Genomic DNA, 25,266 nt, shown 5'->3' with positions numbered 1-25,266 from the left:
GCGGATTTTACGGTCGTCAGGGTGCGCCGCCGGCTCACTTCGCCGCGAACTGGTCGTCGAAGGCGTAGCCGGAGCCGCGCACGGTGCGGATCGGGTCCTTGGCCTTGCCGCGGTTCAAGGACTTGCGCAGGCGCCCGACATGGACGTCCACCGTCCGCTCGTCGACATAGACGTCGTGCCCCCAGACCCCGTCCAGCAGCTGCTCGCGGGCGAACACGCGGCCGGGGGAGGTCATCAGGAACTCGAGCAGGCGGAACTCGGTCGGGCCGAGGTGGATTTCCCGGCCGCCGCGGCGCACGCGGTGGGTCTCGCGGTCGAGTTCGAGGTCGCCGGCCTTGAGCTGCGACGACACCACCTCCGGCTTCGCCCGGCGCAGGATGGCGCGCACCCGCGCCATCAGTTCCGGCACCGAGAACGGCTTGACCACGTAGTCGTCGGCGCCAATGGCGAGCCCGCGCACCCGCTCGGCCTCCTCGCCGCGGGCGGTGAGCATGATGATCGGCAGCCGCTCGGTCTCTTCCCGCGCCCTCAGGCGCCGGCACAGCTCGATGCCCGAAAGGCCCGGCAGCATCCAGTCGAGCAGCACCAGGTCGGGCTGGCTCTCGCGCAGCCGGATTTCGGCCTCGTCGCCGCGCATGCAGGCTTCGACGGCGAAGCCCTCCGCTTCGAGGTTGTAGCGCAGGAGGAGGCTCAGGGCCTCCTCGTCCTCGACGATCATCACCGACGGCATCGGCGTCTTTCCCGGATGTGCTTGGGTGGTTTGCGGGTCCGGCAGGCCCTCAGGCCTTGCCGGTTTCGGTGCTCGCCGCCGTCGCCCGCGCCTGTTCGGCCTTGCCGAACTCGACGGAGGTCAGGCTGCTGTTGTCGAGCTTCGGACGGTCGAGCGCGGGCTGCTCGCCGGTCACGAGATAGTGGATGTTCTCGGCGATGTTGGTGGCGTGGTCGCCGATGCGCTCGATGTTCTTGGCGCAGAACAGAAGATGCGTGCAGAACGTGATGTTGCGCGGGTCTTCCATCATGTAGGTCAGAAGTTCGCGGAACAGCGAGGTGTACATCGCGTCGATCTCGTCGTCGCGATTGCGCACCGCTTCCGCCGCCTCGACGTCGCGGGCGGTGTAGGCGTCGATGACGGTCTTGATCTGTTCGAGCGCGATCTCGGAGATGTGCTCGACGCCCAGCACCAGCCGCTTCGACTGGTACTGGCCGTTCATGGCCACCACGCGCTTGGCGATGTTCTTGGCGAGATCGCCGACCCGCTCCAGATCGTTCGAAACACGCAGCGCCGAGACGATCTCGCGCAGGTCGCGGGCCATCGGCTGGCGGCGGGCGATGATCGAGATCGCCGCTTCCTCCACCTTGCGCTGCACGATGTCGAGGCGCTGGTCGTTGACGATCACCTGCTGGGCGAGGTCGGTGTCGATCCGCGACAGCGCGGTGACGGCGTCGATCAGCAGGCGCTCGGCCTGGCCGCCCATTTCGGCGATCCAGCCGGCAAGCTGCTTCAGTTCGTCGTCGTAGGCGACGACGGTGTGCTGGGGCATTGCCATCTCCAGATTTGGAACAGGGGCGTCCGGTCGAGTCGTCCGGACGACGGGTTCTGTTCCATCTTAGCGCGCCGTGCGGGTTTGCCGAGCGGCCAATGCCGCGAAGCCGCCTGGAACGCCCTCTGGGCCGATCCCGGTTGCCTTCCTTTTATGACTCTCCGATGGTCGTTTTATGAAGGTGCAACTCTTTGGAAAGACCGGCATTTTCGCCGTCGATGGCCGCAGGCGGCGGCGCTTCGGCGCAATCGAGCCGGAGGATGAACGTCGCGCCCTTGCCCGGCTGGCTTTCGATGGAGAGCCGGCCACCATGACGGGCGAGGATGTGCTTCACGATGGAAAGCCCGAGGCCGGTGCCGCGCTGACTGCGGCTGGTGGCGACGTCGACGCGATAGAAGCGCTCGGTCAGGCGCGGCTGGTGCTCCGGGGCGATGCCCGGGCCGAAATCTCGCACCGAGACGATCGCGGCCGGCTGGGCGCCGCTGCGGTCGGTCCAGCACGACAGCACGACCCTTTTGCCGGCGGCGCCGTATTTGATGGCGTTCTCGGCCAGGTTTTCCACCACCTGCACCAGTTCGTCGCGGTCGCCGCGCACCACCGGGCCGCTTTCCGGCAGTTCGCGCACGATCACCACCTCGTTCTCGTCGGCGAGCGGCTCCAGACCGTCGGCGACAGTGCGCACGACCGCGCCGAGATCGACCAGGGCCGAGGGGCGGATGTGGGCACGCATCTCGATGCGCGACAGGTGCAGCAGGTCGTCGATCAGCCGGCCCATCCGGCGCGCCTGCTCGGCCATGATCGCAAGGAAGCGTTCGCGCGCCACCTCGTCCTTGCGGGCGGGGCCCTGCAGGGTCTCGATGAAGCCGGACAGCGAGGCGAGCGGCGTGCGCAGTTCGTGGCTGGCGTTGGCGACGAAGTCGGCGCGCAGCGTCTCGGTGCGCTTCTGCTCGGTCTGATCGTGGATCATGAGGAACACGAAGTCCGGCCCGTCGCCGACGCGCCGCTCGCGCCCCGGCAGGCGCAGCGGCACGATGCGCGCCTCGTACCAGCGATCGGTTGGAATCTTTTCGGTCCAGGCGACCGCCTCAGCCGGCCCGCCGGCCGAAACGCGGTCGAGCGCTTCCAGCACCGACGGCACACGCAGGCGGAACGACAGCGGGTCTCCCGGCTGGATCGGGCCGAAGGCGGCGGCCGCGGCCGCATTGGCGAACCGCAGCCGGCCGCGCGAATCGGCGATGTAGCAGGGTTCCGGCAGGGCCTCGACGGTCAGCTTCATGCCGCCGTCGGGCCACAGCGTCCGACTGGCCTCGGGTGCGCGCCGCACCCGGCGGCGAACCCGCGCGCCGAGGCCGAGCGCGGCGACGAACCCGACCGCGCCGACGATCAGGATGCCGAGGAGCGCGGTGCCTGAGGAAAGCTCGCCCCTGAGGGCGGCGAACACAAGGAAGCCGAGCGCGGCGAGAACCGGCGCCAGAACGGCGGGCACGGTCCCGGGCGCGCCCCATCCGCCGCTGTCGAAGCCGATATCGTCGTCGTCATCCATCGTCGGGTTCCGGTGGCAGGCCTCGGGTTCCGCAGCCGGCGACGCCTCCCGTGCGGGGGCCGCCTCCGGTCGAGATGCGGTCCCGCCAGCCCGGGCCGTCCGGAAGGTCCGGACGCCCCACTTCGATCGGCCGGCTCGGCCGGCCAGTTCGATTCATCAGTCTCCGCTCGAACCGTGACGATAGAGCGACGCCCCGCGTCTGCCCGCGCGGCTCAGGGTTCGGGCGGCCGCTGGTAGCCGGGGCCGACGGTCAGGGGCCTCGCCGGCATCACCGTGTCGTCGAGGTCCGACTTGAAGCTCGTCTCCAGCGTCGCGAACGCCTCCTTGGTCCGCGGATCGATCAGGCGGACCGTGACGTCGTAGGGCACGCCGGCCTTAACGCCGTGGACCGGCGGCGAGCGCACCACGATCTTGGAAAGGTCGCCGTGGGCGGTGTTGGTCACGACGAGCGCCGGTCCGCCGGCGGGATTGGCGAACTGCGCCTCGATCAGCGTGCCGTCCGGCACCGGCGGCTTCGCCTGGGCCACGAGGCCGTAGCTCACCTCGGCGATGCGGTAATTGAACAGGAAGCCGCCGCCTTCCAGCGCGAGCGCCGGTGCCGTTTCGTGGGCGAACCACCGCGGGCCCTCGTTCACGGCCACGAGCAGCCCGAGGCCGAGGATCGCGGCGACGCCAAGCGCCGTTCCCGTTCTCTTCAGCGAACCGAATGCGTCATAGTGAAGTGCGGCTGCCGTCATCGTTCCCCTCCAGTCCAGCGTCCGGAATTCGTTGAGAGTAGAGGCTCGACCGGCGGTTGAACAGGGGAGGCGGTGGCCGCCACCGGCCGAATCGAAGGCTGCGTCGGGTCTGGCGCACAAGGCGGCGCCGGGCCATGATCCGGCAGGGGCGGACACGAGGCCGGACGGGAGACGTCCGCGGCAGGCGGTCGTGCGCTCGCCGGTCGCACGGCCTTGCGCCCGCCGCCGGGCGTGTGCGGTCGATCTGCCTGATGGGGGAGGGCGATGGTTTCCGCGGTGGTGTCTGGCCTTTCGTCGTTCTCGCTGGCCTACGCGCTCCAGCAGGCCGTCAACGCGGTCGTCTCCGGGTCGTTCTACGGCCTGCTGGCGTCGAGCTACGCGCTCGTCTACGGCATCACCTCCCGCATCAACTTCGCGTTCGGCGCGATCACGTCGCTCGGCGCTGCGATCACCTTCAACGTGGTCATCGCCATCGCCTCCGCCACCGGCGTCTCGCCGGTCACGGCGGTGGTGCTCGCCGGGCTTTATGCCATTGTGGCCTGTGGGCTGTTCGGGGCGGTGTCCGAGCGCATCGTCGTGCGCCCTGTGGTCGGGCGCACCAACCTTGCCATGCTGGTCACGACCATCTCGCTCGCCATCGCGCTGCAGGAGTTCATCCGCCTCGCCAACGGCAGCACCGATCGCTGGCTGCCGCCGCTGTCGACGCTGAGCTTCGTGCTCCTGCCGTCGCCGGATTTCACGCTCGCGGTCGGTCCCGTGCAGGTGCTCGGCGGGCTCGCCGCGCTCGGCGGGGCGCTCGGCCTCGTCGCCTTCATCCGCCGCCATCCGTTCGGCCGGATGTGGCGCGCCTGTGCCGACGATCCCGTGGCGGCGGCGCTGTGCGGGATCTCGGCCGATGATGTGCGCACCGCCACGTTCGCCATCGCCTCCGCCGCCGCCGGGTTCGCGGGGGCGCTGATGCTGGTGCTCTACGGCAATGTCGATTTCCACACCGGCCTCACCATCGGGCTCAAGGCGCTGCTGGCGGCGATCGTCGGCGGCATCGGCTCCGTCGGGTGGGCGCTCGTCGGCGGGCTTCTGCTCGGCGGGCTTGAGACGACGTGGTCGAGCCTGTTCGGCGCGGAATGGCGCGACGTGGCGGTGTTCGGGATGCTGGTCGGGCTGTTCGTGCTCAGGCCCTCGGGGCTCGCGCCGGATCGCGGCGGGCAGGCATAACGCGCCGCAGATCGCATGTATTCATACGACCGGAAAGAAATAATGACAGAATTGCAATGTTTTAGACGAGGGGATTTCCTTTCTTTCCGGCGGGCCGGGCGCTATATCGCTCCCGTCCAGGCGTCGCCGCGGTCCCGCCGTCCCCATGACGGAGCGAGGGACGCCCGCCGCCGCCATTGATCTGTCATGGTGAGACGGACAGACTGCGCACACCCGAAAGCCGCCGGAGCACAAGGCGGATAACGAACGAAGGATGGCTTTGATGCTCGATCGGTACGAAGGCGAAAAGGCGGTCATCGTGGCAGCGGAAGACCGGCTGCGGACCGAGGCGGACGGTGCCGTGCGTGCGCTGTTCGCGCGGGCGGTGTTCTCCAAGGCGGCCGAGGAGGACCTCGCGGGCTATGACGGCGACGACCTCGCCGTGCTCGCCGACGAGGCCTGGCGGGCCTTCGCCGAGAGAACGCCGGGTGCCCACCGCATCCGCTTCTCCGAGCACCGGCTGACGGGCAGCGCCAACCGCCCCATCACCGTCGTCGAGATCCTCAACGACGACATGCCGTTCCTGCTCGATTCGGTCATGGGCGAACTCCAGGACCAGGGCGTCGAACTGCTGCTCGTCTCCCACCCGATCCTCGCGGTGGAGCGCGACGGCGACGGGCGCCTCGTCCGCTTCGCCGGCCTCGCCGATCCCGAAGAGACCACGCCCGCCCTGCGCAACGAAAGCCTCATCACCCTCCATGTCGGCCGCCTCGACGAGGACGAGCGCGAGAAGCTCGCCGTCGGCCTCAACCACACCCTGACCGATGTCCGCCGCGCGGTGGCGGACGAGGTCGCGATGCGCACCCGCCTCAAGGCCGTGCTGGTCGACTGGCGCGCCGCACCGCCGGCCTCCATCGATCCGGAGGTGCTGGAGGAAGCCAACGCCTTCGTGGAGTGGCTGAACGACGACAATTTCGTGCTGCTCGGCATGCGCGACTACGCCTTCGTCGGCGGCAGCGGCGAGGAGCACATGGAGCGGCGCGAGGACAGCTCGCTCGGCGTGCTGCGCGATCTCGACATGATGGTGCTCGGCCGGGATGCGAGCCTGCTCGCGGCGGCGCCGCAGATCCGCGCCTTCCTGCGCCGGCCCGATCCGCTGATCGTCACCAAGGCCGACCTCAGGGCGCGGGTGCATCGCCGCGCCTTCATGGACTATGTCGGCCTCAAGCTGTTCTCCGCGACCGGCGAACTCACGGGCGAGGTGCGCCTTGTCGGCCTGTTCACGCGCCCGGCCTATACCCGTCCGATCCGCCAGATCCCGCTGATCCGCCGCAAGGCGGAAACCGTGCTCCGCCTCGCCGATCTCGACCCGCGCAGCCATTCCGGCAAGGCGCTGGCCGCGGCGCTCGAAACCTATCCCCGCGACGAGCTGTTTCAGATCGAGGCGGAGACGCTCTACGGGTTCGGCCTGAAGATCGTCGAGCTCGGCGAGCGCCCGCGCATCCGCGTGCTTGCCCGCCGCGACGAGTTCAACCGCTTCGTTTCCGTCATCGTCTACGTCCCGCGCGAGCGCTATTCGTCCGATGCCGTCGCGCGCATCGGCGCGGCGCTGGCCGAGGCCTGCGGCGGCGCGGTGTCGAACGTGGCGCTGGAGTTCCCGGAAGGCTCGCTCGCCCGGCTGTTCTTCACCATCGGCGGCCTTGGCGCCGAGGTGGCCGAGATCGACGCCACCGCCCTCGAGGGCACGGTCGCGGGCATCGTGCGCACCTGGGAGGACGACCTGCGCGAGGCCGCCGAACAGGCCGCGCCGGATGCCGGCACCGGGGCGCTGACGGCGCGCTATGCGGCCGGGTTCGAGCCCGGCTATCGCGTCTTCTATTCCGCCGAGACCGCGGTCGCCGACATCGCGGTGCTCCAGCGCCTCTCCGAGGACCGCCCGACCGCCATCGATTTCCTGCACCGGGCGAGCGATCCGGCGACGCAGGTCACCCTGCGGCTGTTCCAGCTCGCCCGCCCGATCCCGCTGTCGCGCCGGGTGCCGATCCTGGAAGACATGGGCTTCCGCGTGATCGACGAGCGCACCTTCCGCGTCGCGCCGCCCGATCTGTCGAGCCCCGTCTTCCTGCACGACATGACGCTGGAGCGGGCCGACGGCGGCATCATCGACACCGAGGCGCTCGGCGGGGCCGCCGAGGCGCTGTTCATGGCCGTCTGGCAGAACCGGGCGGAATCCGACGGCTACAACGCGCTTCTCCTGTCCGCCGGCCTCGGCTGGCGCGACATCGCGGTGCTCCGGGCGTTCTCGCGCTATCTGCGCCAGATCCGCATCCCCTATTCCCAGGACTATATGTGGGGCGCGCTCGGCCGCTCGCCGGCCATCGCCGCCCTCATCGTGCGGCAGTTCCACGCCCGCTTCGATCCCGACCGCGACGGCTCGACCCGCGCGGAGGATGTCGCCGGCATCGGCCGCGAGATCGAGGCGGCGCTCGAGGCCGTCACGAGCCTCGACGACGACCGCATCATCCGCCACTTCGCCAACGTGGTGGCCGCCATCGTGCGCACCAACTTCTTCATGATCGGGGCGGACGGCCAGCCGCTCGAGACGCTGGTGTTCAAGCTCGATTCCCACGCGGTGGACGGGCTGCCGGCGCCGAAGCCGTTCCGCGAGATCTGGGTCTATTCACCCCGCGTCGAAGGCATCCACCTGCGCTTCGGCAAGGTGGCGCGCGGCGGGCTGCGCTGGTCCGACCGGCCCCAGGATTTCCGCACCGAGGTGCTCGGCCTCGTCAAGGCGCAGCAGGTCAAGAACGCCGTCATCGTGCCGGTCGGCGCCAAGGGCGGCTTTGTGCCGAAATGGCTGCCGCCGGCCTCCGCCGGGCGTGACGCGGTGTTCCAGGAAGGCACCGAGGCCTACAAGATCTTCGTGTCCTCGCTGATCTCGCTCACCGACAATCTCGTCGGCGACAGCGTGGTGCCGCCGCCGCGCGTGGTGCGCTACGATGAGGACGATCCCTATCTCGTCGTCGCCGCCGACAAGGGCACCGCGACGTTCTCCGACACCGCCAACGCCATTGCCGAAGGCCGCGGCTTCTGGTTGGGTGACGCGTTCGCCTCCGGCGGCTCCGCCGGCTACGACCACAAGAAGATGGGCATCACCGCCCGCGGCGCCTGGGAAGCGGTCAAGCGCCACTTCCGCGAGATGAACGTCGATATCCAGACGACGCCGTTCACGGTCGCCGGCGTCGGCGACATGTCCGGCGACGTGTTCGGCAACGGCATGCTGCTGTCGAAGCACATCCGCCTCGTCGCCGCGTTCGACCATCGCGACATCTTCCTCGATCCGAACCCGGACACGGCGGCGAGCCATGCCGAGCGCCAGCGCCTGTTCGACCTGCCGCGGTCGAGCTGGACCGACTACAACAAGCAGCTCATCTCCGCCGGCGGCGGCGTGTTCTCCCGGCAGTTGAAGTCGATCCCGCTGTCGCCCGAGGTGCAGGCGCTGCTCGGCCTCGCCCAGGACCACGCCACGCCCCAGGAGGTGATGACGGCGATCCTGTCGGCCAAGGTCGATCTCCTGTGGTTCGGCGGCATCGGCACCTATATCCGCGCCTCCACGGAAACCGACGCCGACGCCGGCGACCGCGCCAACGACGCCATCCGCATTCCCGCCGCCCGCATCGGTGCCAAGGTGGTGGGCGAGGGCGCCAATCTCGGCGTCACGCAGCGCGGCCGCATCGAGGCGGCGCGCCGCGGCGTGCGTCTCAATTCCGACGCCATCGACAACTCGGCCGGCGTCAACACCTCGGACGTCGAGGTCAACATCAAGATCGCGCTGTCGACCCCGGTCAATGACGGCCGGCTCGACCGTCGCGGCCGCGATGCCCTGCTCGCGGAGATGACCGACGACGTCGCCCGGCTGGTGCTCGCCAACAACTACCGCCAGCCGCTGACGCTGTCGCTGACGGAGCGGCTCGGCCTCGCCGATACCGGCTTCCAGCAGCGCCTGATGCAGAGCCTCGAATCCCGCGGCCTGCTCGACCGCGCGGTGGAATATCTGCCTGATGACGCCACCATCGCCGAGCGGGTTCGCGCCGGCGAAGGCCTCGCCCGGCCGGAACTCGCCGTGCTCCTCGCCTACGGCAAGCTGTCGCTCTACGAGGACCTGCTGCATTCGGCGACGCCGGACGATCCCTATCTGGGCCGCGACCTGTTCGATTATTTCCCGAAGCCGCTGCGCGAGGGATACCCGGACGCGGTCGCCAGCCATCGCCTGCGCCGCGAGATCATCGCGACGATCCTCGCCAACGACATCATCAACCGCGGCGGCCCGTCCTTCGCGGTCAGGCTCGCCGACGAGACCGGGGCGGATGTCGCCACCATCGCCTCGGCGTTCGCGGCGGCGTTCGACTCGTTCCGCCTCGGCGAGCTCTATGCCGACATCGACGCCCTCGACAACCGGATCGACGGCAAGCTCCAGCTCGACCTCTACGCCGCGGTCGCCGAGATCGTGATGTCGCGCACGGTGTGGTTCATCCGCAATGTCGACTTCAAGGAAGGGCTCGAATCCATCGTCGGCCGCTTCCGCGAGGGCATCGACGCGCTGGCGGCGAGCCTCGACACCGCGCTGCCGGCCGAATTCGTGCAGATGAAGGCCGGCGCCGCCTCGGCGCTCGCCGAGAAGGGCGTTCCCTCGGCCCTCGCGCTGCGGGTCGCGGCGCTCCGCGCGCTGGTGCTGGCACCGGACGCGGTCGCGGTTGCCGCCCGGGTCGGCCGTCCGGTCACGGAGGTCGGCGGGGTGCTGTTCACCGTGGCGCTCCGGCTCAAGATCGAGGCGCTTGCCGGCCGCGCCGGCGCGATCCCGGTCGGCGACTATTACGAGCGCCTCGCGCTCGACCGTGCGCTTGACCGCATCGGCACCGCGGTCAGGGCCATCGCCGCCGACATCGTCGCCACCGATTCCGGCGAGGGCGCGGTCGACCGCTGGCTCGCCGCCAACCCGAGCGCCGGCCGCATCCGCCAGGCGGTCGACGAGATCGCGGCGACCGACATGACGGTCGCCAAGCTCACCGTCGCAGCCGGCCTGATCGGCGACCTCGCGCGGCGCTGAGCCGGCTTCCCGCCGGCGCACAATCGCGACATCATCGGGCCGGACGCCATGTCCGGCCCGATTTGTTTCGCGCGCCTGCTTTTCAGCTCGCGTTTCGCCGACGAGAGGACAACACGATGTACAGCCCGCCGGCTTTCCGCGAAGAGCGCGTCGAGGTGATGCACGCGCTGATTCGCGCCCATCCGCTCGCGATGCTGATCACGGCGGGCGAGGGCGGCCTCATCGCCAATCCCGTGCCGTTTTCCGTCGTCGGCACCGCCGGCAACGGGCTCTTGCGCGCCCACATCGCCGCCGCCAACGATCAGCTGCCTGCGCTGCGCGGCGGCACGGAGGCGCTCGTCGTGTTCCAGGGGCCGCAGGCTTATGTCACGCCGTCCTGGTATCCCTCGAAGCGGGAGCATGGCCGGGTGGTGCCGACGTGGAACTATGTCGTGGTCCAGGCCCGGGGCATCGCCACCGTCATCGACGATCCGGCGTGGCTGCGCGCGCAGGTCGCCGCCCTGACGGCGGAGCGGGAACACGGCCGCGCGGCCCCGTGGCAGGTCGAAGACGCGCCGGAAAGCTTCGTCGCCGCGCAGATGAAGGGCATCGTCGGGATCGAGATTCCGATCGCCCGCCTCGAGGGAAAATGGAAGATCAGCCAGAACCGCGCCGATGCCGACCGCCTCGGCGTGGCGGACGGGCTTCGCGGTGAGGGCCTTGCGCCGGATATGGCCGCGCTGGTCGGCACGGCCGGCCGTCGCTGAGGCCGCTCCGCGTCAGTTCAAAATGCGCTGATAGTCGATCTTGAACGTCTTCGGGTCGACCGGGGTGCCGGTGCGCACGTTGTAGATCGCGACCGAGGTGTCCTGATTCTGGGCGTCGGTCACGGTCCACTGCTTGAGAACGGCGGTGTTCTCGTCGAACACCAGCGTCAGCTTGCCGGAGCCGAACACGGTCGATTCCTGCACCACGACCGTGATGAGCCCGTCGCCCGCCGTCACGCTCGTCACCTTGGCGTCCTTGCGCAGGTCGATATTGTTGGCGAGCAGGAAGCGCAGCGGCGTCTTGTCGAGCGGCCAGATGTCCTGGGTGTTGTTGCGGGTGTTGCGCACCGCCACCGAGGTGCCGTCCGAAACGATCTGCAGCTTCGTCGGCGGGTCGTACTGGAAGCGGATGCGGCCGGGCCGGGCGATGGTGAACTTGCCCTCGCTGCGCGCGCCGTTCGGCGCGAACTGCACGAAGTCGCCGCTCATGGTGTTGATCGAGTTGAAGAAGGCGTTGACCTTCGCCAAGGCCTCGGCCGAAGCCGGCGCGCCCACGCCGGGCGTCTGCGCGATCGGGATCACCGGCGGCGCCGTCTCCTCCACCGCCGGGGCTGCGGGCGCGGAAGGCACCGCGGCCGCGGCGGCCTGCACGGGCTTCGGCAGCGGCAGCGTCGTCGTCACGGCGCTGGCGGCCAGCGCCGGAGCGGCAACACCGGGCACGAACGCGGACACGAGGCCGGCGACGAGCGCGAAGCCAGTCGCGCGGGTGCTGCGGGTGCGGTTCATGCGGGTCTCCGGTCGGTTTCGGTCACGGTCATTGTTGACGGAAACATGGGCATTAGGACGGCGAACCGCAAATTCCGGCCCTGTCGAACGCTGGTCCGCCGCACGCGGGCACCGCGCTCGCACCTCGTTGGCGTCCGTTTTGGCCACGACCACCGCGCGGTCGCCGGTCCGTCACGGCGGCTCATCCTGCCCCATCAGGCGGCGGAAGACCGTCCGCACCGGATCGAGGCCGGACGACGATGCCGCCCACAGCACACAGATCTCGCTGCCGCGCGCGTAGACCGCGATGTCGCTGCCCGGGCCGCCGCCGGTATGCCCGAGCGGATGATCGAGTGGGTCCGTCGCCCACAGCATCAGGCCGAGGCCATAGGCGGGGTCCGGATAGGTCTCGCTGCGGTGCTCCGGCAGCGCCCGGCCAGCGCGCATCCGGGCGAACGTTTCCGGCGTCACCAGGCGGCCGCGGGTCAGGGCGGCCAGCAGGCGCGCGGCATCGGCCGCCGTGCCGGTGACGAGCCCATGATAGACCCAGCCCGGATGGTAATTCCGGGCGTCCCCCATCGCGACGCCGTCGAGGTCGCCCGGAATCAGCGCCAGCCGCGCGGTCGCGACACCGGCCGGCGCGAACACGAAGCGGCGCAGCGCCTCACCGAGATCGAGGCCCGAGGCACGCTCGACGAGGCGGCGGACCTCCAGATAGCCGATATTGGAATAGGCCCACCCCGTGCCGGGTTCGTAGCGCAGGCGGTCCGCGCTCGCCTCTGCCAGAAGCCGCTCCACCGGCCACGGCGTCCGGCCGGCGGCGACATCGGCATGGTAGGCGGCGAGCCCGCCATAGTCCGGAAGGCCGGCCTCGTGCCGCAGCAGGTGGGCGAGGGTGTATCGCTTCCCTTCGAGCGGTTCGTCGAGGCGAAGCGCCCCGTCTTCGACGAGGCGCAGGGCGCAGATCGCGATCGCCGTCTTGGTGAAACTCCACCACGGCACCGGGCCGGTATGCCCGGTGAGGTGCAGCGTGCCGGTCCGGTCGAGATGCGCGCCGGCTTCAAGGCCACCGCGCCCGCCGTGGTCCGGCGCGCTCACGCGGCCGCGCTGTCGTCGCCGCCGACCAGGATGGCGCGCTTGCCGGCATGGTTGGCGGGGCCGACGATGCCCTCCCGCTCCATGCGCTCGATGATCGAGGCGGCGCGGTTGTAGCCGATCTGTAGGCGGCGCTGCACATAGGAGGTCGAGGCCTTGCGGTCGCGCAGCACCACGGCGACGGCGCGGTCGTAGAGATCGGCGGAGTCCTCCAGCCCCTCCATCGAACCGCCGCCGGCGCCGCCGTCCTCGCTGTCTTCGTCGTCGCCGGCGGTGATCTGGTCGAGATAGTCGGGCGCGCCCTGGGATTTCAGGTGCGAGACCACCTGCTCGACCTCCTCGTCGGAGACGAACGGCCCGTGGACGCGCTGGATGCGGCCGCCGCCGGCCATGAACAGCATGTCGCCCTGGCCGAGAAGCTGCTCCGCGCCCTGCTCGCCGAGAATGGTGCGGCTGTCGATCTTGGAGGTGACCTGGAAGGAGATCCGGGTCGGGAAGTTGGCCTTGATGGTGCCGGTGATCACGTCGACCGACGGGCGCTGGGTCGCCATGATGATGTGGATGCCGGCGGCGCGCGCCATCTGGGCGAGGCGCTGGATCGCGCCCTCGATGTCCTTGCCGGCCACCATCATCAGGTCAGCCATCTCGTCGACGATCACGACGATGTAGGGCATCGGGTCGTGGGCGATCTGCTCCTTCTCGAACACCGGCTCGCCGGTGTCGCGGTCGAACCCGGTCTGCACCGTGCGCACCAGCGTCTCGCCCTTGGCCTTGGCATCGGCGACGCGGGCATTGAAGCCGTCGACATTGCGCACGCCGAGCTTCGACATCTTGCGATAGCGCTCCTCCATCTCGCGGACGGTCCACTTCAGCGCCACCACCGCCTTGCGCGGATCGGTGACGACGGGCGTCAGCAGGTGGGGCACGCCGTCATAGACGGAGAGTTCGAGCATCTTCGGGTCGACCATGATCAGGCGCAGCTGTTCCGGTGCCATCCGGTAGAGCAGGCTCAGGATCATGGTGTTGATGGCGACCGACTTGCCGGAGCCGGTGGTGCCGGCGACGAGCAGGTGCGGCATCCGCGCGAGGTCGGCGATCACCGGCTCGCCGCCGATGGTCTTGCCGAGGCAGAGCGCCAGCTTCTGCTTGGTGGCGTCGAACTCGGCGGAGGCGAGCAGCTCGCGCAGGTACACCGTCTCGCGGCGCTGGTTCGGCAGCTCGATGCCGATGGCGTTCTTGCCGGGGATCACGGCGACGCGCGCCGAGATCGCGCTCATCGAGCGGGCGATGTCGTCCGCGAGCCCGATCACGCGCGACGACTTGATGCCCGGCGCGGGCTCCAGCTCGTAGAGGGTGACCACCGGGCCGGGCCGCACATTGACGATCTGGCCGCGCACGCCGAAGTCCTCCAGCACCCCTTCCAGGGTGCGGGCATTGTTTTCGAGCGCCGCCTTGTCGAGGCCGGGGCCCCGTCCCGTCACCCGGGGTTCGGCGAGAAGATGCACCGCCGGCAGCTCGAACGGGCCATCCTTCAGGAACGAGGGCTGCTGCTCGCGTGCGGCGCGCTTGCTGGCGCGCGGCGGCGGGGCCGGCGGCGTAATGCGCGACGAGGCGGCGGCCGGCATCGGCTGGCCGGCGATGCGGTGGTTCGCGCGGCTGATCGGCGGCCGGGGGCTTCCCGCCGGCGGAAGGGCGGCGTCGGTGGCCTCCGGGCCGTCGATGTCGAACGGAGGTTCCTCGCCGTCCGCGTCCTGATCCGGCCCGGCCGTGGCGTCCCACCCCCCGGACCAGCCGTCTTCGGTGTTGTTCCAGTCGTCGCCCGGTTCGCCGTCGGGGCCCTGCGCGGTCTCCGCGGCGGCGGGGTCGTCCAGCCATTCGCCGTTGGGGCCGAAGCCCGGTTCGCGGCGCATCTCCGGCTCGCCCCGGCGGCGAGCGGAGGGCCGTGCGGATTCGGCCGACCAGTCGATGCCGATCTCGTCGTCGTCGGCTTCCTTCAGGCGGCGCTTCATCCGCCGCTTCTCGCCCATACGGTGGAACCACGCGCCGAGCGACAGGCGCCAGTGGGCGAACACGCCGAGAAGGGTGGCGAAGCGGCCGGGCTCGTCGTCGCCCTCGTCGCCGAAGCCGCGCCCGGAGACGGCGACGGGGCGCCGCCGCGGCGCCGGGGCGGGATAGCCGGCGGCATAGATCAGCACGAGGGCCGCCGGCACCGCGAGCGCGATGCCGACACCGGCCTCGCTGGCGCCGAGCAGGGAGCGCAGCACGAGGGAGGGGCCGCGCAGCACCATGTCGCCGAGCGCGCCGCCGAGGCCGGTCGGCAGCGGCCACGTCGGCGGCGGCACCAGCGCGCCGAGCGCGGCGGAGACGATCAGCACGCCCACGAGCCAGGCCGCGAGCCGTCCGCGCCGGACGCGGCTCGGCCGCCCGCGCACCATCCTGAGACCCCACAGCACCGGCAGCGCCAGGAAGGCGACGACGCCGAGGCCGAACATCTGGATCAGGAAATCGGCGAGGGAGGCGCCGGCGAAGCCGAGCAGGTTGTGGGTCGGTCCGTCGATGGCGTGGCTGAGGCTCGGGTCGTCGACCGACCATGTCGCCAGCGCGACCACGGAGGCGACCACACCCGCCAGGATGGCGAGCCCGCTCAGGGCGACGATGTTGCGCCTCAGGAAGCCGAGCACCGACGGCCGTGCGTCGAGACGCGCGTCATAGTGGTCGTCGGGGGTGAAGTGGCGGGCTTTCGACACGGCGGACAACCTCCGTCAGGCGAACGTGGCGGCGAGGCGGGTCAGCGCCTCTTCCGTCACGGCGATGTCGTCGACGAGCGCGAGCCGCAGGAACCCCGCGGCGGCATTGCGGCCACCGGGCTCCGGCGCGGCGAGATAGGCCCCGGGCACGGCGCGCACGCCGGCGTCGCGCCACAGCTTCAGGGCCGCGGCCTCGCTGCCGCCGAATTGGGCGACGTCGAGCCACAGGAAGAAGCCGCCCGCCGGCACCACGTCGCCGAACACCGGCCCGAGCAGCCGTTCGGCGAGCGCGAACTTGGCGTCGTAGAGCCGGCGGTTCTCGATGACGTGCGCCTCGTCGGAGTACGCGGCGGCGCCGACCGCCTGCACCGGGGTCGGCACCTGCGGGGCGGCGATGTTGCGCAGCGAGGTCCAGCGCGACAGGAACACGCTGTCCCCGGCGGCGAATCCGCAGCGCAGGCCGGCGAGGTTCGAGCGCTTGGACAGCGAGTTGAACGTGATCACCCGCTCGCAGGAGCCGGTCTCCCGCGCCGCGGCGAGCACGCCCGCCGGCGCGCCGGCCGCTTCGCGGTAGATTTCTGAATAGCACTCGTCGGCGAACACGTAGACGTCGTTGGCGCGGGCCCAGGCGATCAGCGCCAGCCAGTCGGCATGGGTCGCGACCGTACCGTCCGGGTTGGCGGGCGAGGCGAAATAGATCGCGATCGTGCGCGCGACGAGCGCGGGGTCGAGCGCGTCGAGATCGGGCAGCGCCGATCCCGGGCGGGCGGCGAGCATCACCGCCTCGGCGCCCGCGGCTTCCGCCCCGGCGGCATAGGCGAAATAGAACGGGTTCGGCAGCAGCACCGCCGGCCGGTCCGGCCGCTTCGGCGAATAGTCGCGCGCGCCGAGCGCGGCGAAGAACAGCCCCTCTCGGCTGCCGTTGAGCGGCAGGATCGCGGTCTCCGGATCGATCCACCCCTCGAGGCCATAGCGCCGGTCGAGCCAGCCGGAAACGGCGGCGCGGAAGGCGGGCGTGCCCTTGATCGCGGGATAGCGGCCGAATCCGGCGAGCGTTTCGGCGATCACCGGGCCGACGAAGGCGGGCATCGGATGGCGCGGCTCGCCCACGCCGAGATCGATCGCGGGCCTGCCCGGCTGCACCCCTTCGATCAGCTTCGCGAGCCGCTGGAAGGGGGATTGCAGGGCTGGCTTCGTCGTCGTCGCGATCATCGTTGGTTCCGGGTGGCATCGGCCGGGCGGCGGGCGGGCCGGGCGGCGGGCGGCCGCAACGGGCACGCCCTCCGGGCTCCCGCCCGCAGGCCGATTGCCGGCCACTCTATTGCCGGCATGGTTAAGAGCTTCTTCAGAAGCGCACGCTGACCGCGCCGCGCACGGCATTTTCGCGCGCGGTGTTGGAAAGCTGGCCGCTGTAGCCGAGCGCCAGCGTCAGGTCGCCCGGCATGTCGTAGCTGAGGCCCGCCCCGACGAGGAGAGCGTCGCGGGCGATCGGCGCGCCGGTCACGGTGTATTCGGCGCCGCCCGAGGCGAAAGCAAGGCGGGCCTCCGGCGATACGTCCTCGAACGCGTGCTGCCAGGCGATGTCGGCGCGCAGCGCGAACCCGGCGGCGAACGGGATCGCGAAGCGGGCGCCGAGGGTCGAATAGAGGTTCGAGGTGCTCTGCGATCCGGCCTTGAGCGCCGCCGCCGAACCCGATTCGAGCAGACCATCCGTGGAGGCGTTGACGAAGGCGAGCCCGGCATAGGGCTCGATGCTGCCGGCGCCGATCGTGAAGCGGTAGCCGGTCTCGCCGAACACCTGGGTGGTGCCGCCGTCATAGCCGGCGTGGTTGGTTCCGTCGAAGCCGGTGAAGGCCACCGTGCGGTCGATGCTGATGCCCTGCCAGCTCTGGGCCGCGCCGAAGCGCAGCGCGAAGTCGCCGTAGGCGACGCCGGCGTAGCCGGCGAGGCTGTAGCTGGAGAACGAGCCGGACGACTGGCGCGCGTCGGCGGAAAAGTTGGAGCGGCCGTAGCCGCCGGCGATGCCGAGCCGCCACAGCCCGCCCATCGGCCCGTCGAGCAGCGCGGTGTCGATCCCGATCAGGCCGCCGGCGGTGGAACTCGTCAGCGAGGCGGCGTTGCCGTCGCCATCGTTGCTGCCGGAGCCGCCGTAGCCCTCCGCCCACACTGTCGGCGCGAAGCCCGGGGCGAGCGGCCGCGGGCCGATGCCGGGACCGCCGGGATAGACCGGCGTCGTCGCATCCACCGGCGTGCCGGTGTCGCCGCCGCGCATCCGCCCGAGCAGCGCCTGCCGCAGATAAAGCGATTGCTGCTGCATCACCGTCTTCACCGAGGCGTAGATTTCGCCTGAGATGGCGTCGAGCGCGGCCGGCGCGGTGTCGAAATCGAGCAGCACCAGCGAGGCGAGCAGCGGGCTCGACAGCGGCAGCCCGTCGGCGCCGCGCCCCGCCGCCGTCTCATTCGCCGTGAGCCCGGCCGCGGAGAAGCTGACGCCGCCATCGTGGCCGACGACGACGGCGACACTCTTCGCCCCGTAGGCGAGCGACGTGCCGAGGAACGGATAGGCGCTGCCGGCGCCGAACGGGTTGGTGACGCCGGCGAACGTGCCGGTCACGCCGCCGTCGGCGGTCAGCACGGTGTAGCTCGCGATCCCCGGCGCGAAGCCGTCGGAGGCGACGAAGCTGACGGTGCCGCCCGAAAGCGTGATGGCGCCGCTCGCCGCGATCAGGTCGCTGGCGCTGCCTCCGCCGACCTTCACCACATAGGTCGAGCCGGTGCGGAAGGCGACGTCGCCGCCCACCAGGAAGGTGGCGAACCCGCCGGCCCCGGTCTCGTAGAGCCCTTCATTGTCGAAGGTGCCGTTGAGCGTGCCGGTGCCGCTCACCGTTCCGGTGTTGGTCAGCGTGCCGTTCACCGTGCCCTTCAGCGCGAGCGTGCCCGTGTTGTCGATCGGGCCGTTGACGACGCCGGCATTGGTGAAGCCGCCTGAATTGACGACGCCGCCGGTGATCTGGCCGCCGTTCGCATAGGTGCCGGAATTGGTGACGACACCGTTGACCTGGCCTTCGCCGCTCCAGGTGCCCGCGTTCGTCACGTTGCCGTTTATCTGGCCTTCCTGATCGAAGGTCGCCCCGGCGGCATTGGAGACCGCGCCGTTGACGAGGCCCGCATTGGTCATCGTCGCGCTGTTGGTCACCGTGCCGGCGATCGAGCCGCCATTGGTGAACGCGCCGGTGTTGGCGACATTGCCGACGATGCCCTGCGAGCCGGAGAACGTGCCGGAATTGGTCACGTCGCCGTTGATGCTGCCGGTGCCGTTCCAGATGCCGGAATTGGCGACGTTGCTGTTGACCGTGCCGGCATTCGACGCATCGCCGGAATTGGAGACCGCCATCGCGATCTCGCCGCTGTTCGACAGCGTGCCGGCACTCTCCACCGTGCCGGTGACCCGGCTGCGGTTGATGAAGGTGCCCTCGTTCACCACCGAGGCGTCGAGCAGGTCGTCGTTGGTGTAGGTCTGGCCGCTTTCGATGGTGACGGTGCCGCGCAGTTCCTGGGCGCGCGCGCCCGGCGCGGCGAACCCGGCGAGCGTCGCCCCGATGCCCGCCGCGACGAGCGCGCCCGCCGGCATGTGCCGGCGGCGGCGAACGCCGCAAGGCACCGGCCGGTCGCCGCTTCCGCGCGATCCCGCATGTCTGCCCCGGCCTGCCGCCACGCCCGTGTTCTCCGCCATCGTTTGGTTAAGGATGGCGTCGAAACCTTTACGAAGGGTTCACCTTTCCGGTCAAAAGAACGGCCCGCGGGGCGGGCCGTTCACGGTTTCGCAACGGACGGGGAGGTCGCGCCGTCAGGCGCCGACGCTGCGCTCCAGCAGCGCCGACAGCGCCTCGGAGAACGCCGCCGGATCGTCCGGCACCTCGCCGTCGAGAATGCGGGCCTGTCCGAACAGCAGCCGGGCGCTGGTCTCGATCTCCGCCGCCGCCCCACCTGCCGCGGCCTTGGCGGCCAGCGCCTTCACCACCGCATGGCGCGGGTTGAGCTCCAGCACCGGGGCCAGCCCCGGCATCTTCTCGCCGGAGCGCGACAGCAGCTTTTCCAGCTGCCGGTCGGGTCCGAATTCCGGTGCCACGAGGCAGACGGGGCTGGTCGCGAGCCGGGCCGAGGTCCGCACGTCGCTGACCTTGTCGCCGAGGCTCTGCTTGACGAGGGCGACGAGCGCCGCCACGTCGCCGGCCTTGGCCTCCTCGCCGCCCTCCTGCGGCGCCGTGAGCGGGATCTGGTCGAGGTCGGCCGAGCCCTGCGTCACCGAGCGGAACGGCTTGCCCTCGTAGCCGAGCGCGGTCTGCACCCAGAACGCGTCCACCGGGTCGGTCAGCAGCATCACCTCGATGCCGCGGGCGCGGTAGCCTTCCAGGTGCGGGCTCGTCGCCACCGCGGCCTCGCTCTCGCCGAGCACATAATAGAGGGCGGTCTGGTTTTCCTTCTTGTCGGCCAGGATCTCGGCGAGCGTGCGCCAGCCTTCGCCCCGCGTGGTGCGGAACCGCGCGATCTTGAAGATGGCGTCTCGCCGGTCCGGCTCCTCGTAGAGCCCTTCCTTGATGACGGCGCCGAAGGCGTCCCAGATCTTGAGGAAGCTCGCGGCGTCGTTCTCGGCCAGCTTCTCCAGCTCCGTCAGGATGCGGCCGGTCAGGCCCTTGCGGATGGCGTCGATCAGCGGGTTCGACTGCAGCATCTCGCGGGAGAGGTTGAGCGGCAGGTCTTCCGAATCCACCACGCCGCGCACGAAGCGCAGCCAGCCCGGCAGCAGCGCGGCTTCGTCGGTGATGAACACGCGCCGCACATAGAGCTTCATCCTGCCCTTGCGGTCGGGGTTGAACAGGTCGAACGGCGTCCTGCCCGGCACGAAGGCGAGCACCGAATAGTCCTGCCGGCCCTCGGCGCGGTAATGCACCGTCAGCGCCGGATCGGTGGTCTCGCCGGCGAGCGTCTTGAAGAATTCTGCATATTCCTCGGGCGTCACCGACGAGCGCGAGCGGGTCCACAGCGCCGTGCCGTCGACCAGGGTGCGGCTTTCCGCGCTGCCGGCAGTGCGGATGGCGATCGGCACCGGAATGTGCGCGGCGTGGGTGCGCACCACCTCCTCCACGCGGAAGGCGTCGGCATAGTCGCGGGCGTCGTCCGCGAGCACGACCGTCACGCGGGTGCCGCGCGCCGGGGCGTCGTCGCCGGCCGGCTCGACGGTGAAGGTCCCCGCGCCGTCGGAGCGCCAGGTCCAGGCTTCGGCGGCGCCGGCGCGGCGGCTCGTCACCACCACCTCCTTCGCCACCATGAACGCGGCGTAGAAGCCGACGCCGAACTGGCCGATCAGCGCGCTGCCGTCCTCCTTCTTGGAAAGCGCTTCCACGAAGGCGCGGGTGCCGGAGCGGGCGATGGTGCCGAGATTCTCGGTCAGTTCCTCGCGGCTCATGCCGATGCCGTTGTCGATCACCGCAAGGGTGCCGTTGTCGCCGTCGACCTCAATGACGATGCCGAACGGCTCGGCGCCGACCGCCAGCGTGTCGTCGATCAGCGACAGGTGGCGCAGCTTCTCGCAGGCGTCGGCGGCGTTCGAAAGCAGCTCGCGCAGGAACACGTCGCGGTCGGAATAGACCGAGTGCACCATCAGCTTCAGGATCTGGGCAACGTCGGCCGCAAACGGCCGTGTCTCGGCGCCCCCGGCGCCGGGCGTCTCGTTCCGGTTCAGGATGTCGCTGTCCATCTGTCGCAACCCGTTCTGTCTCTTTCGCACCCGCGACGGCGGCGCCGGCCGCGGCGGCCTCTATATCGGCGGCAGCCGGGAGTTGATCAAGCCCGCGATGCCGCCCAAAACGGCACACGGGCGTCGCTACGGGGCTGTCCGCGGTTGACGGCGGGGCGAGCGCTATGGTTTCTCGGAACCACCCGATCCGTCTTCAGCCTCCAGGACCCATCGCGGCGACCGGTCTCGGCCGGTTCACGACAGCCTCCGGGATCGCCCCGTCCGCTGCGCCAACGCTCAAAGGCACCTGACATGCGGCGCTCGAGTGCGCTTTCCCTGCCGAACATCCTGACCTATGCGCGCATCGCTGCGGTTGGCTTCGTCACGCTGTTCTATTTCGTGCCGAGCCTGGAAAGCCGCTGGGTGGCGGTCGGCATCTATATCGCCGCTGCGATCACGGATTTCTTCGACGGCTATCTGGCGCGCGCGTGGCAGCAGCAATCGGCGCTCGGGCGCATGCTCGACCCCATCGCCGACAAGCTGCTGGTCTCCACCTGCCTTTTGCTGATGGCCGCGGACGGCACCATCAGCGGTGTCAGCATCGTGGCGGCCATCGTCATCCTCTGCCGCGAGATCCTGGTGTCCGGCCTGCGCGAGTTCCTGGCGGAACTGCGTGTCAGCGTGCCGGTGACGCGCATGGCGAAGTGGAAGACCACGATGCAGCTCGTCGCCGTCGGCGTCCTCCTCGCCGGCCCGGCCGGCGACCGGCTGATGCCCTACACCACCGATATCGGCCTCGTGCTGTTGTGGGTGTCGGCGCTCCTCACGATCTATACCGGGTGGGACTATTTCCGCGCCGGCATCGACCATCTGGTCGATTGAGCCGCGGACGCGGGAATCCAGGGAGGGGGGTGTCATGGTGAAGGCCGTCTATTTCGCCTGGGTCCGCGAGCGGATCGGCGTCGCGGAAGAAGAGATCGAGCCCCCTGCCGGCATCGCGACGGCCGCCGACCTGATCGGCTGGCTGTCCGGCCGCGGCGAGAACTACGCCGCCGCGTTCGCCCGGCCGGAGGTGGTGCGCATCGCCATCGACCGGCGCCACGCCGCCCCGGAAGCCCCGATCGGCGCCGCCCGCGAGATCGCGTTCTTCCCGCCGATGACCGGCGGCTAGAACGCGCATCGATCGGATGCGCTCGCCCGATCGAAGAAATCGCTCCCGATTCAAAGACTTGATCATATCCGGAAGAGAGGCGAGGCGATGATCGTCGAGGTGCGCATCGAGCCGCAGCCGTTCGACCCGGCGCGCGAGGCCGACCGGCTCGCCGGCGGGCGCGGCGATGTCGGCGCGGTCGTCAGCTTCACCGGCTATTGCCGCGACGAGGGCGGCCGGCTCGCGGCGCTGGAGCTCGACCACTATCCCGGCATGGCCGAGGACGAGATCGTGCGCATCGCGCGCGAGGCCGCGACGCGCTGGCCCGTGACGGGGATCGTCGTGGTCCATCGCCACGGCCTGATCCGGCCCGGCGAGGCCATCGTCACCGTCGCCGCCGCCTCGGCGCACCGCAAGGGCGCGTTCGCCGCCGCCGAGTTCATGATGGACTATCTGAAGACCCGTGCGCCCTTCTGGAAGAAGGAGCACCTCACCGACGGCACCACCGGCGGCTGGGTCGAGGCGAAGGACGACGACGCCACCGCCGCCGCGCGGTGGTAGGCCGGCCGCGCTCCGATCTCGATGAAATCGGTCGAGGCCGTGCGAACCGTCCGCGATGCCGGACGGGTCCCCGGCGTCATGGCGTGGCGGGGACCGGCCGTTTGCGCCCGATCGCTTTCCGGTCGGATGGCTACGTCCGATCGACAAGAAATCGCTCCAGATTCAGAACCTTGAGCATATCCTTGTCGTTCAGACCGGCTCGATCTGAACGGGAGCAGAGGCCGATGACAGAGAGCGACTTATCAGAGACCTTCGAAAACACGCCATAAAGAACGGACGGGCGGTCAAGGTCGAGAAGGATGTCGGAAGAGGATCGCACGACCGGGTTTCGGGCGGAGATCTCAGCACAACGGTTCAAAGCGACCTCGTTGAATTCAAGGCGACTTGGTGCCTCGATCAACTCGGAATCACTCCCCCTTGGAAATGAGGGGTAGTTTTCGCCTCTCTGCATGGCCTCGAACACCATGGAGCAACGATGATGCGCCCCGCCTTCGTCTATCCGGTTGCCCTGGAACGCGACCCCGGCGGCAAGCTGCAGGTCTTTGCCCGTGACGTGCCCGAGCTCGTCACCTCCGCATGGAGCGAAGCCGAAGCCCTGGAAATGGCCGCCGATGCCCTGGAGGTCGCGCTCGGCTCGTATCCGATCGCGGACCGGGATTTCCCGCCAGCCTCGGCGCCGCTGCCGGGCGAACATCTGGTCGCGCCGCCACCGGCAGCGGCAGCGAAGTTCGTCGTCATTGCGGCATGGCGCGCGGCGGGCATCCGCAAGACGGACCTCGCCGAGCGCCTTGGCCTCGCCGAGACCGAAGTGCGCCGCATCCTCGACCCCGACCGCCGCACCAAACTGGAGCGGCTTGACGAGGCCGCCCGCGCACTCGGCAAGCGCATCGTGATCGGCATCGAGGATCTGTGATCGGGCGCGGCTCCTGTGCGCCCGCCCCGGGAATCGGGGTCCCCGAACGGCGGCCCGGCTCTAGCCGCCGGCCTTGTACCGTGCTGCCGGTTTGCCGTCGAACATCGACTGCATCAGCCTTCCCGTCAGCGCTTCGTAGTCACGAAGGATCGTTTCGTCGTGGAGCGAAGGGCACGTGACGCGCTCGCCGAGATCGAGGCCCGCCAGGGCGGCATCGACGCAGTCCTCGGTGGTCATCACGATCGCTTCCGGCAGAGGCTCGAGGGCGGCGCCGCCCGCCACGTCCCAGCCTTCCGAGATGACGGCGCCCGGCAGCACGAGTTGCACGCGCACCGCCGTCCCCTCGACCTCGCTCTGCAGGCTCTGGGTGAACAGATAGACATAGGCCTTGGTGGACCCATAGACCGGGATTCCGGGGTAGGGCGCGAAGCCCGCGCCGGAACCTACATTGACGAGGGTTCCCGCGTTCCGCGCCTTGAACGCGACGAGCGCCGCCTTCGAGAGCACCGTCAGCGCGGTGACGTTGAGGCCGATCATGTCGAGGATGACGTTGTCCGGCGTGTCCGTCAGTGGCTTCAGGGCCGAGAAGCCGGCATTGTTCACCAGTAGGGAAACCGAGGCGTCGCCCGACAGTCGCTCCACGACCGCCGCCACGCCGGCCGGTCGCGACAGGTCGGCGGCCAGCACCTCGGCGTTCACCGCGTGGCGCTGGCGCAGATCGGCGGCGATGTCCCGCAGGCGCTCTTCGCGGCGCGCGACGAGCACGAGATCGTAGCCGCGCGCGGCCAGCCGATCGGCATAGACCCTGCCGATCCCGGATGAAGCGCCGGTCACGATCGCAACGCCCGGCTTGTCCGAATGTTGATGTGTCAAAGCTGTCTCCAAAGGTGGATCATTTCCGCCATTGAAGTATAGTTTCGGTACCAAGTGTCAATCAGGCACCATGAATAGACCAGGTATATCGCAGGAAACCGCATGGCTTACACAGAACAAAAAGTCGTCGAGACAATCCCGATCGTGCGCCCGGTGCTCGAGCAGATCGCTCACAAGTGGTCTATCCTCGTTCTCACTTTTCTGTGCGAGGAACCGAAGCGCTTCAACGCGTTGCGGCGGCGGATGGGCGGGATTACGCAGAAGGCGCTGACGGAGACACTGCGGCGGCTGGAGAGAAACGGGCTGGTGGAGCGCCACGTCGCCACGACGTCTCCGATCGCCGTGGTCTATTCCATCACGCCGCTCGGGCGCACGCTGCAGGCGCCGTTCCTGTCTCTCTATGACTGGGCGCTGGACCACCAGGGCGATCTGGACGAGGCGCAGCGGCGGTTCGACGCCAACGAACCGCCTTGCCTCGGCGGCATCGATGCCGGCCGTCCGCTCCTGTCCGCGTCTTCCCAGGCACGATAGGCGCGAGCGACCGCTCAGACCGGTCT

At 69.9% G+C, this 25,266-nt stretch carries 20 protein-coding genes; 8 read left to right on the top strand and 12 right to left on the bottom strand.

The window, feature by feature from the left end; translation table 11 throughout:
• Positions 1-34: 34 nt before the first annotated feature.
• The 4 genes from phoB to BUF17_RS08045 all read right to left on the bottom strand — a co-directional run bounded on the left by phoB (position 35) and on the right by BUF17_RS08045 (position 3,821).
• On the bottom strand, positions 35-730 hold the full coding sequence (gene phoB, locus BUF17_RS08060) for a phosphate regulon transcriptional regulator PhoB (protein ID WP_073627459.1): 696 nt from the start codon (positions 728-730) through the stop codon (positions 35-37).
• 49 nt (positions 731-779) lie between these two features.
• A complete protein-coding gene (gene phoU, locus BUF17_RS08055; protein ID WP_073627457.1) occupies positions 780-1,541 on the bottom strand; it encodes a phosphate signaling complex protein PhoU in 762 nt (253 codons plus the stop codon).
• Between the two features lie 151 nt (positions 1,542-1,692).
• Complete coding sequence (locus tag BUF17_RS08050; protein ID WP_073627455.1) at positions 1,693-3,084, bottom strand: sensor histidine kinase; 1,392 nt, start codon at positions 3,082-3,084, stop codon at positions 1,693-1,695.
• 212 nt (positions 3,085-3,296) lie between these two features.
• Positions 3,297-3,821: a hypothetical protein gene (locus tag BUF17_RS08045; RefSeq protein ID WP_073627453.1), complete on the bottom strand. Its 525-nt coding sequence runs from the start codon at positions 3,819-3,821 to the stop codon at positions 3,297-3,299.
• 264 nt (positions 3,822-4,085) lie between these two features.
• Between BUF17_RS08045 and BUF17_RS08040 the strand changes: the two genes are divergently transcribed.
• The 3 genes from BUF17_RS08040 to BUF17_RS08030 all read left to right on the top strand — a co-directional run bounded on the left by BUF17_RS08040 (position 4,086) and on the right by BUF17_RS08030 (position 10,868).
• Positions 4,086-5,036, top strand: coding sequence for a branched-chain amino acid ABC transporter permease (locus BUF17_RS08040; RefSeq protein ID WP_084564285.1), 951 nt, complete (start codon positions 4,086-4,088; stop codon positions 5,034-5,036).
• Between the two features lie 262 nt (positions 5,037-5,298).
• Positions 5,299-10,122, top strand: a complete 4,824-nt coding sequence (locus tag BUF17_RS08035) for an NAD-glutamate dehydrogenase (protein ID WP_073627452.1) — start codon at positions 5,299-5,301, stop codon at positions 10,120-10,122.
• Between the two features lie 116 nt (positions 10,123-10,238).
• A complete protein-coding gene (locus BUF17_RS08030) occupies positions 10,239-10,868 on the top strand; it encodes an FMN-binding negative transcriptional regulator (RefSeq protein ID WP_073627450.1) in 630 nt (209 codons plus the stop codon).
• A 12-nt stretch (positions 10,869-10,880) separates the two neighbouring features.
• On the opposite strand, the gene BUF17_RS08025 is transcribed toward BUF17_RS08030, so the two are convergent.
• The 6 genes from BUF17_RS08025 to htpG form a co-directional block, all read right to left on the bottom strand.
• Entirely contained in the window at positions 10,881-11,654 is a 774-nt protein-coding gene (locus BUF17_RS08025; RefSeq protein WP_084564284.1) for a LolA family protein, read from the bottom strand.
• 171 nt (positions 11,655-11,825) lie between these two features.
• Positions 11,826-12,731, bottom strand: coding sequence for a serine hydrolase domain-containing protein (locus tag BUF17_RS08020; protein WP_084564283.1), 906 nt, complete (start codon positions 12,729-12,731; stop codon positions 11,826-11,828).
• Entirely contained in the window at positions 12,728-15,475 is a 2,748-nt protein-coding gene (locus BUF17_RS08015) for a DNA translocase FtsK (protein WP_073627448.1), read from the bottom strand. The genes BUF17_RS08020 and BUF17_RS08015 overlap by 4 nt, the downstream gene beginning before the upstream one ends.
• 15 nt (positions 15,476-15,490) lie before the next feature.
• Positions 15,491-16,687 carry an aminotransferase class I/II-fold pyridoxal phosphate-dependent enzyme gene (locus tag BUF17_RS08010; RefSeq protein WP_073627445.1) on the bottom strand — a complete coding sequence of 399 codons (1,197 nt, stop codon included), beginning with the start codon at positions 16,685-16,687 and terminating at the stop codon, positions 15,491-15,493.
• A gap of 133 nt (positions 16,688-16,820) precedes the next feature.
• On the bottom strand, positions 16,821-19,106 hold the full coding sequence (locus BUF17_RS08005; RefSeq protein ID WP_073627443.1) for an autotransporter outer membrane beta-barrel domain-containing protein: 2,286 nt from the start codon (positions 19,104-19,106) through the stop codon (positions 16,821-16,823).
• Positions 19,107-19,322: 216 nt separating this feature from the next.
• Positions 19,323-21,233, bottom strand: a complete 1,911-nt coding sequence (gene htpG / locus BUF17_RS08000; protein WP_073627441.1) for a molecular chaperone HtpG — start codon at positions 21,231-21,233, stop codon at positions 19,323-19,325.
• A gap of 291 nt (positions 21,234-21,524) precedes the next feature.
• Between htpG and pgsA the strand changes: the two genes are divergently transcribed.
• The 3 genes from pgsA to BUF17_RS07985 all read left to right on the top strand — a co-directional run bounded on the left by pgsA (position 21,525) and on the right by BUF17_RS07985 (position 22,923).
• On the top strand, positions 21,525-22,094 hold the full coding sequence (gene pgsA / locus BUF17_RS07995) for a CDP-diacylglycerol--glycerol-3-phosphate 3-phosphatidyltransferase (RefSeq protein WP_073627439.1): 570 nt from the start codon (positions 21,525-21,527) through the stop codon (positions 22,092-22,094).
• 37 nt (positions 22,095-22,131) lie between these two features.
• On the top strand, positions 22,132-22,383 hold the full coding sequence (gene moaD, locus BUF17_RS07990; RefSeq protein ID WP_073628191.1) for a molybdopterin converting factor subunit 1: 252 nt from the start codon (positions 22,132-22,134) through the stop codon (positions 22,381-22,383).
• An 87-nt stretch (positions 22,384-22,470) separates the two neighbouring features.
• Positions 22,471-22,923 carry a molybdenum cofactor biosynthesis protein MoaE gene (locus tag BUF17_RS07985; protein WP_073627437.1) on the top strand — a complete coding sequence of 151 codons (453 nt, stop codon included), beginning with the start codon at positions 22,471-22,473 and terminating at the stop codon, positions 22,921-22,923.
• A gap of 130 nt (positions 22,924-23,053) precedes the next feature.
• Here the strand turns inward: BUF17_RS07985 and BUF17_RS22870 are convergent, their stop codons facing one another.
• The gene (locus BUF17_RS22870; RefSeq protein ID WP_175563654.1) at positions 23,054-23,323 is read right to left on the bottom strand and encodes a hypothetical protein; all 270 of its coding nucleotides are present in this window, start codon (positions 23,321-23,323) and stop codon (positions 23,054-23,056) included.
• A gap of 75 nt (positions 23,324-23,398) precedes the next feature.
• Between BUF17_RS22870 and BUF17_RS07975 the strand changes: the two genes are divergently transcribed.
• Positions 23,399-23,836, top strand: a complete 438-nt coding sequence (locus tag BUF17_RS07975) for a type II toxin-antitoxin system HicB family antitoxin (RefSeq protein ID WP_139282465.1) — start codon at positions 23,399-23,401, stop codon at positions 23,834-23,836.
• 60 nt (positions 23,837-23,896) lie between these two features.
• Here BUF17_RS07975 and BUF17_RS07970 read toward each other — a convergent pair whose 3' ends face one another.
• The gene (locus BUF17_RS07970; RefSeq protein WP_073627433.1) at positions 23,897-24,709 is read right to left on the bottom strand and encodes an SDR family NAD(P)-dependent oxidoreductase; all 813 of its coding nucleotides are present in this window, start codon (positions 24,707-24,709) and stop codon (positions 23,897-23,899) included.
• A gap of 102 nt (positions 24,710-24,811) precedes the next feature.
• Between BUF17_RS07970 and BUF17_RS07965 the strand changes: the two genes are divergently transcribed.
• On the top strand, positions 24,812-25,240 hold the full coding sequence (locus tag BUF17_RS07965; protein ID WP_073627431.1) for a winged helix-turn-helix transcriptional regulator: 429 nt from the start codon (positions 24,812-24,814) through the stop codon (positions 25,238-25,240).
• Positions 25,241-25,266 lie beyond the last annotated feature (26 nt).

Origin of the sequence: Pseudoxanthobacter soli DSM 19599 (assembly GCF_900148505.1) — a bacterium.
GTDB lineage: Bacteria > Pseudomonadota > Alphaproteobacteria > Rhizobiales > Segnochrobactraceae > Pseudoxanthobacter > Pseudoxanthobacter soli.
Note: the sequence above shows the minus strand (reverse complement) of the source record. Positions and strands in the feature narration are given on the sequence as shown.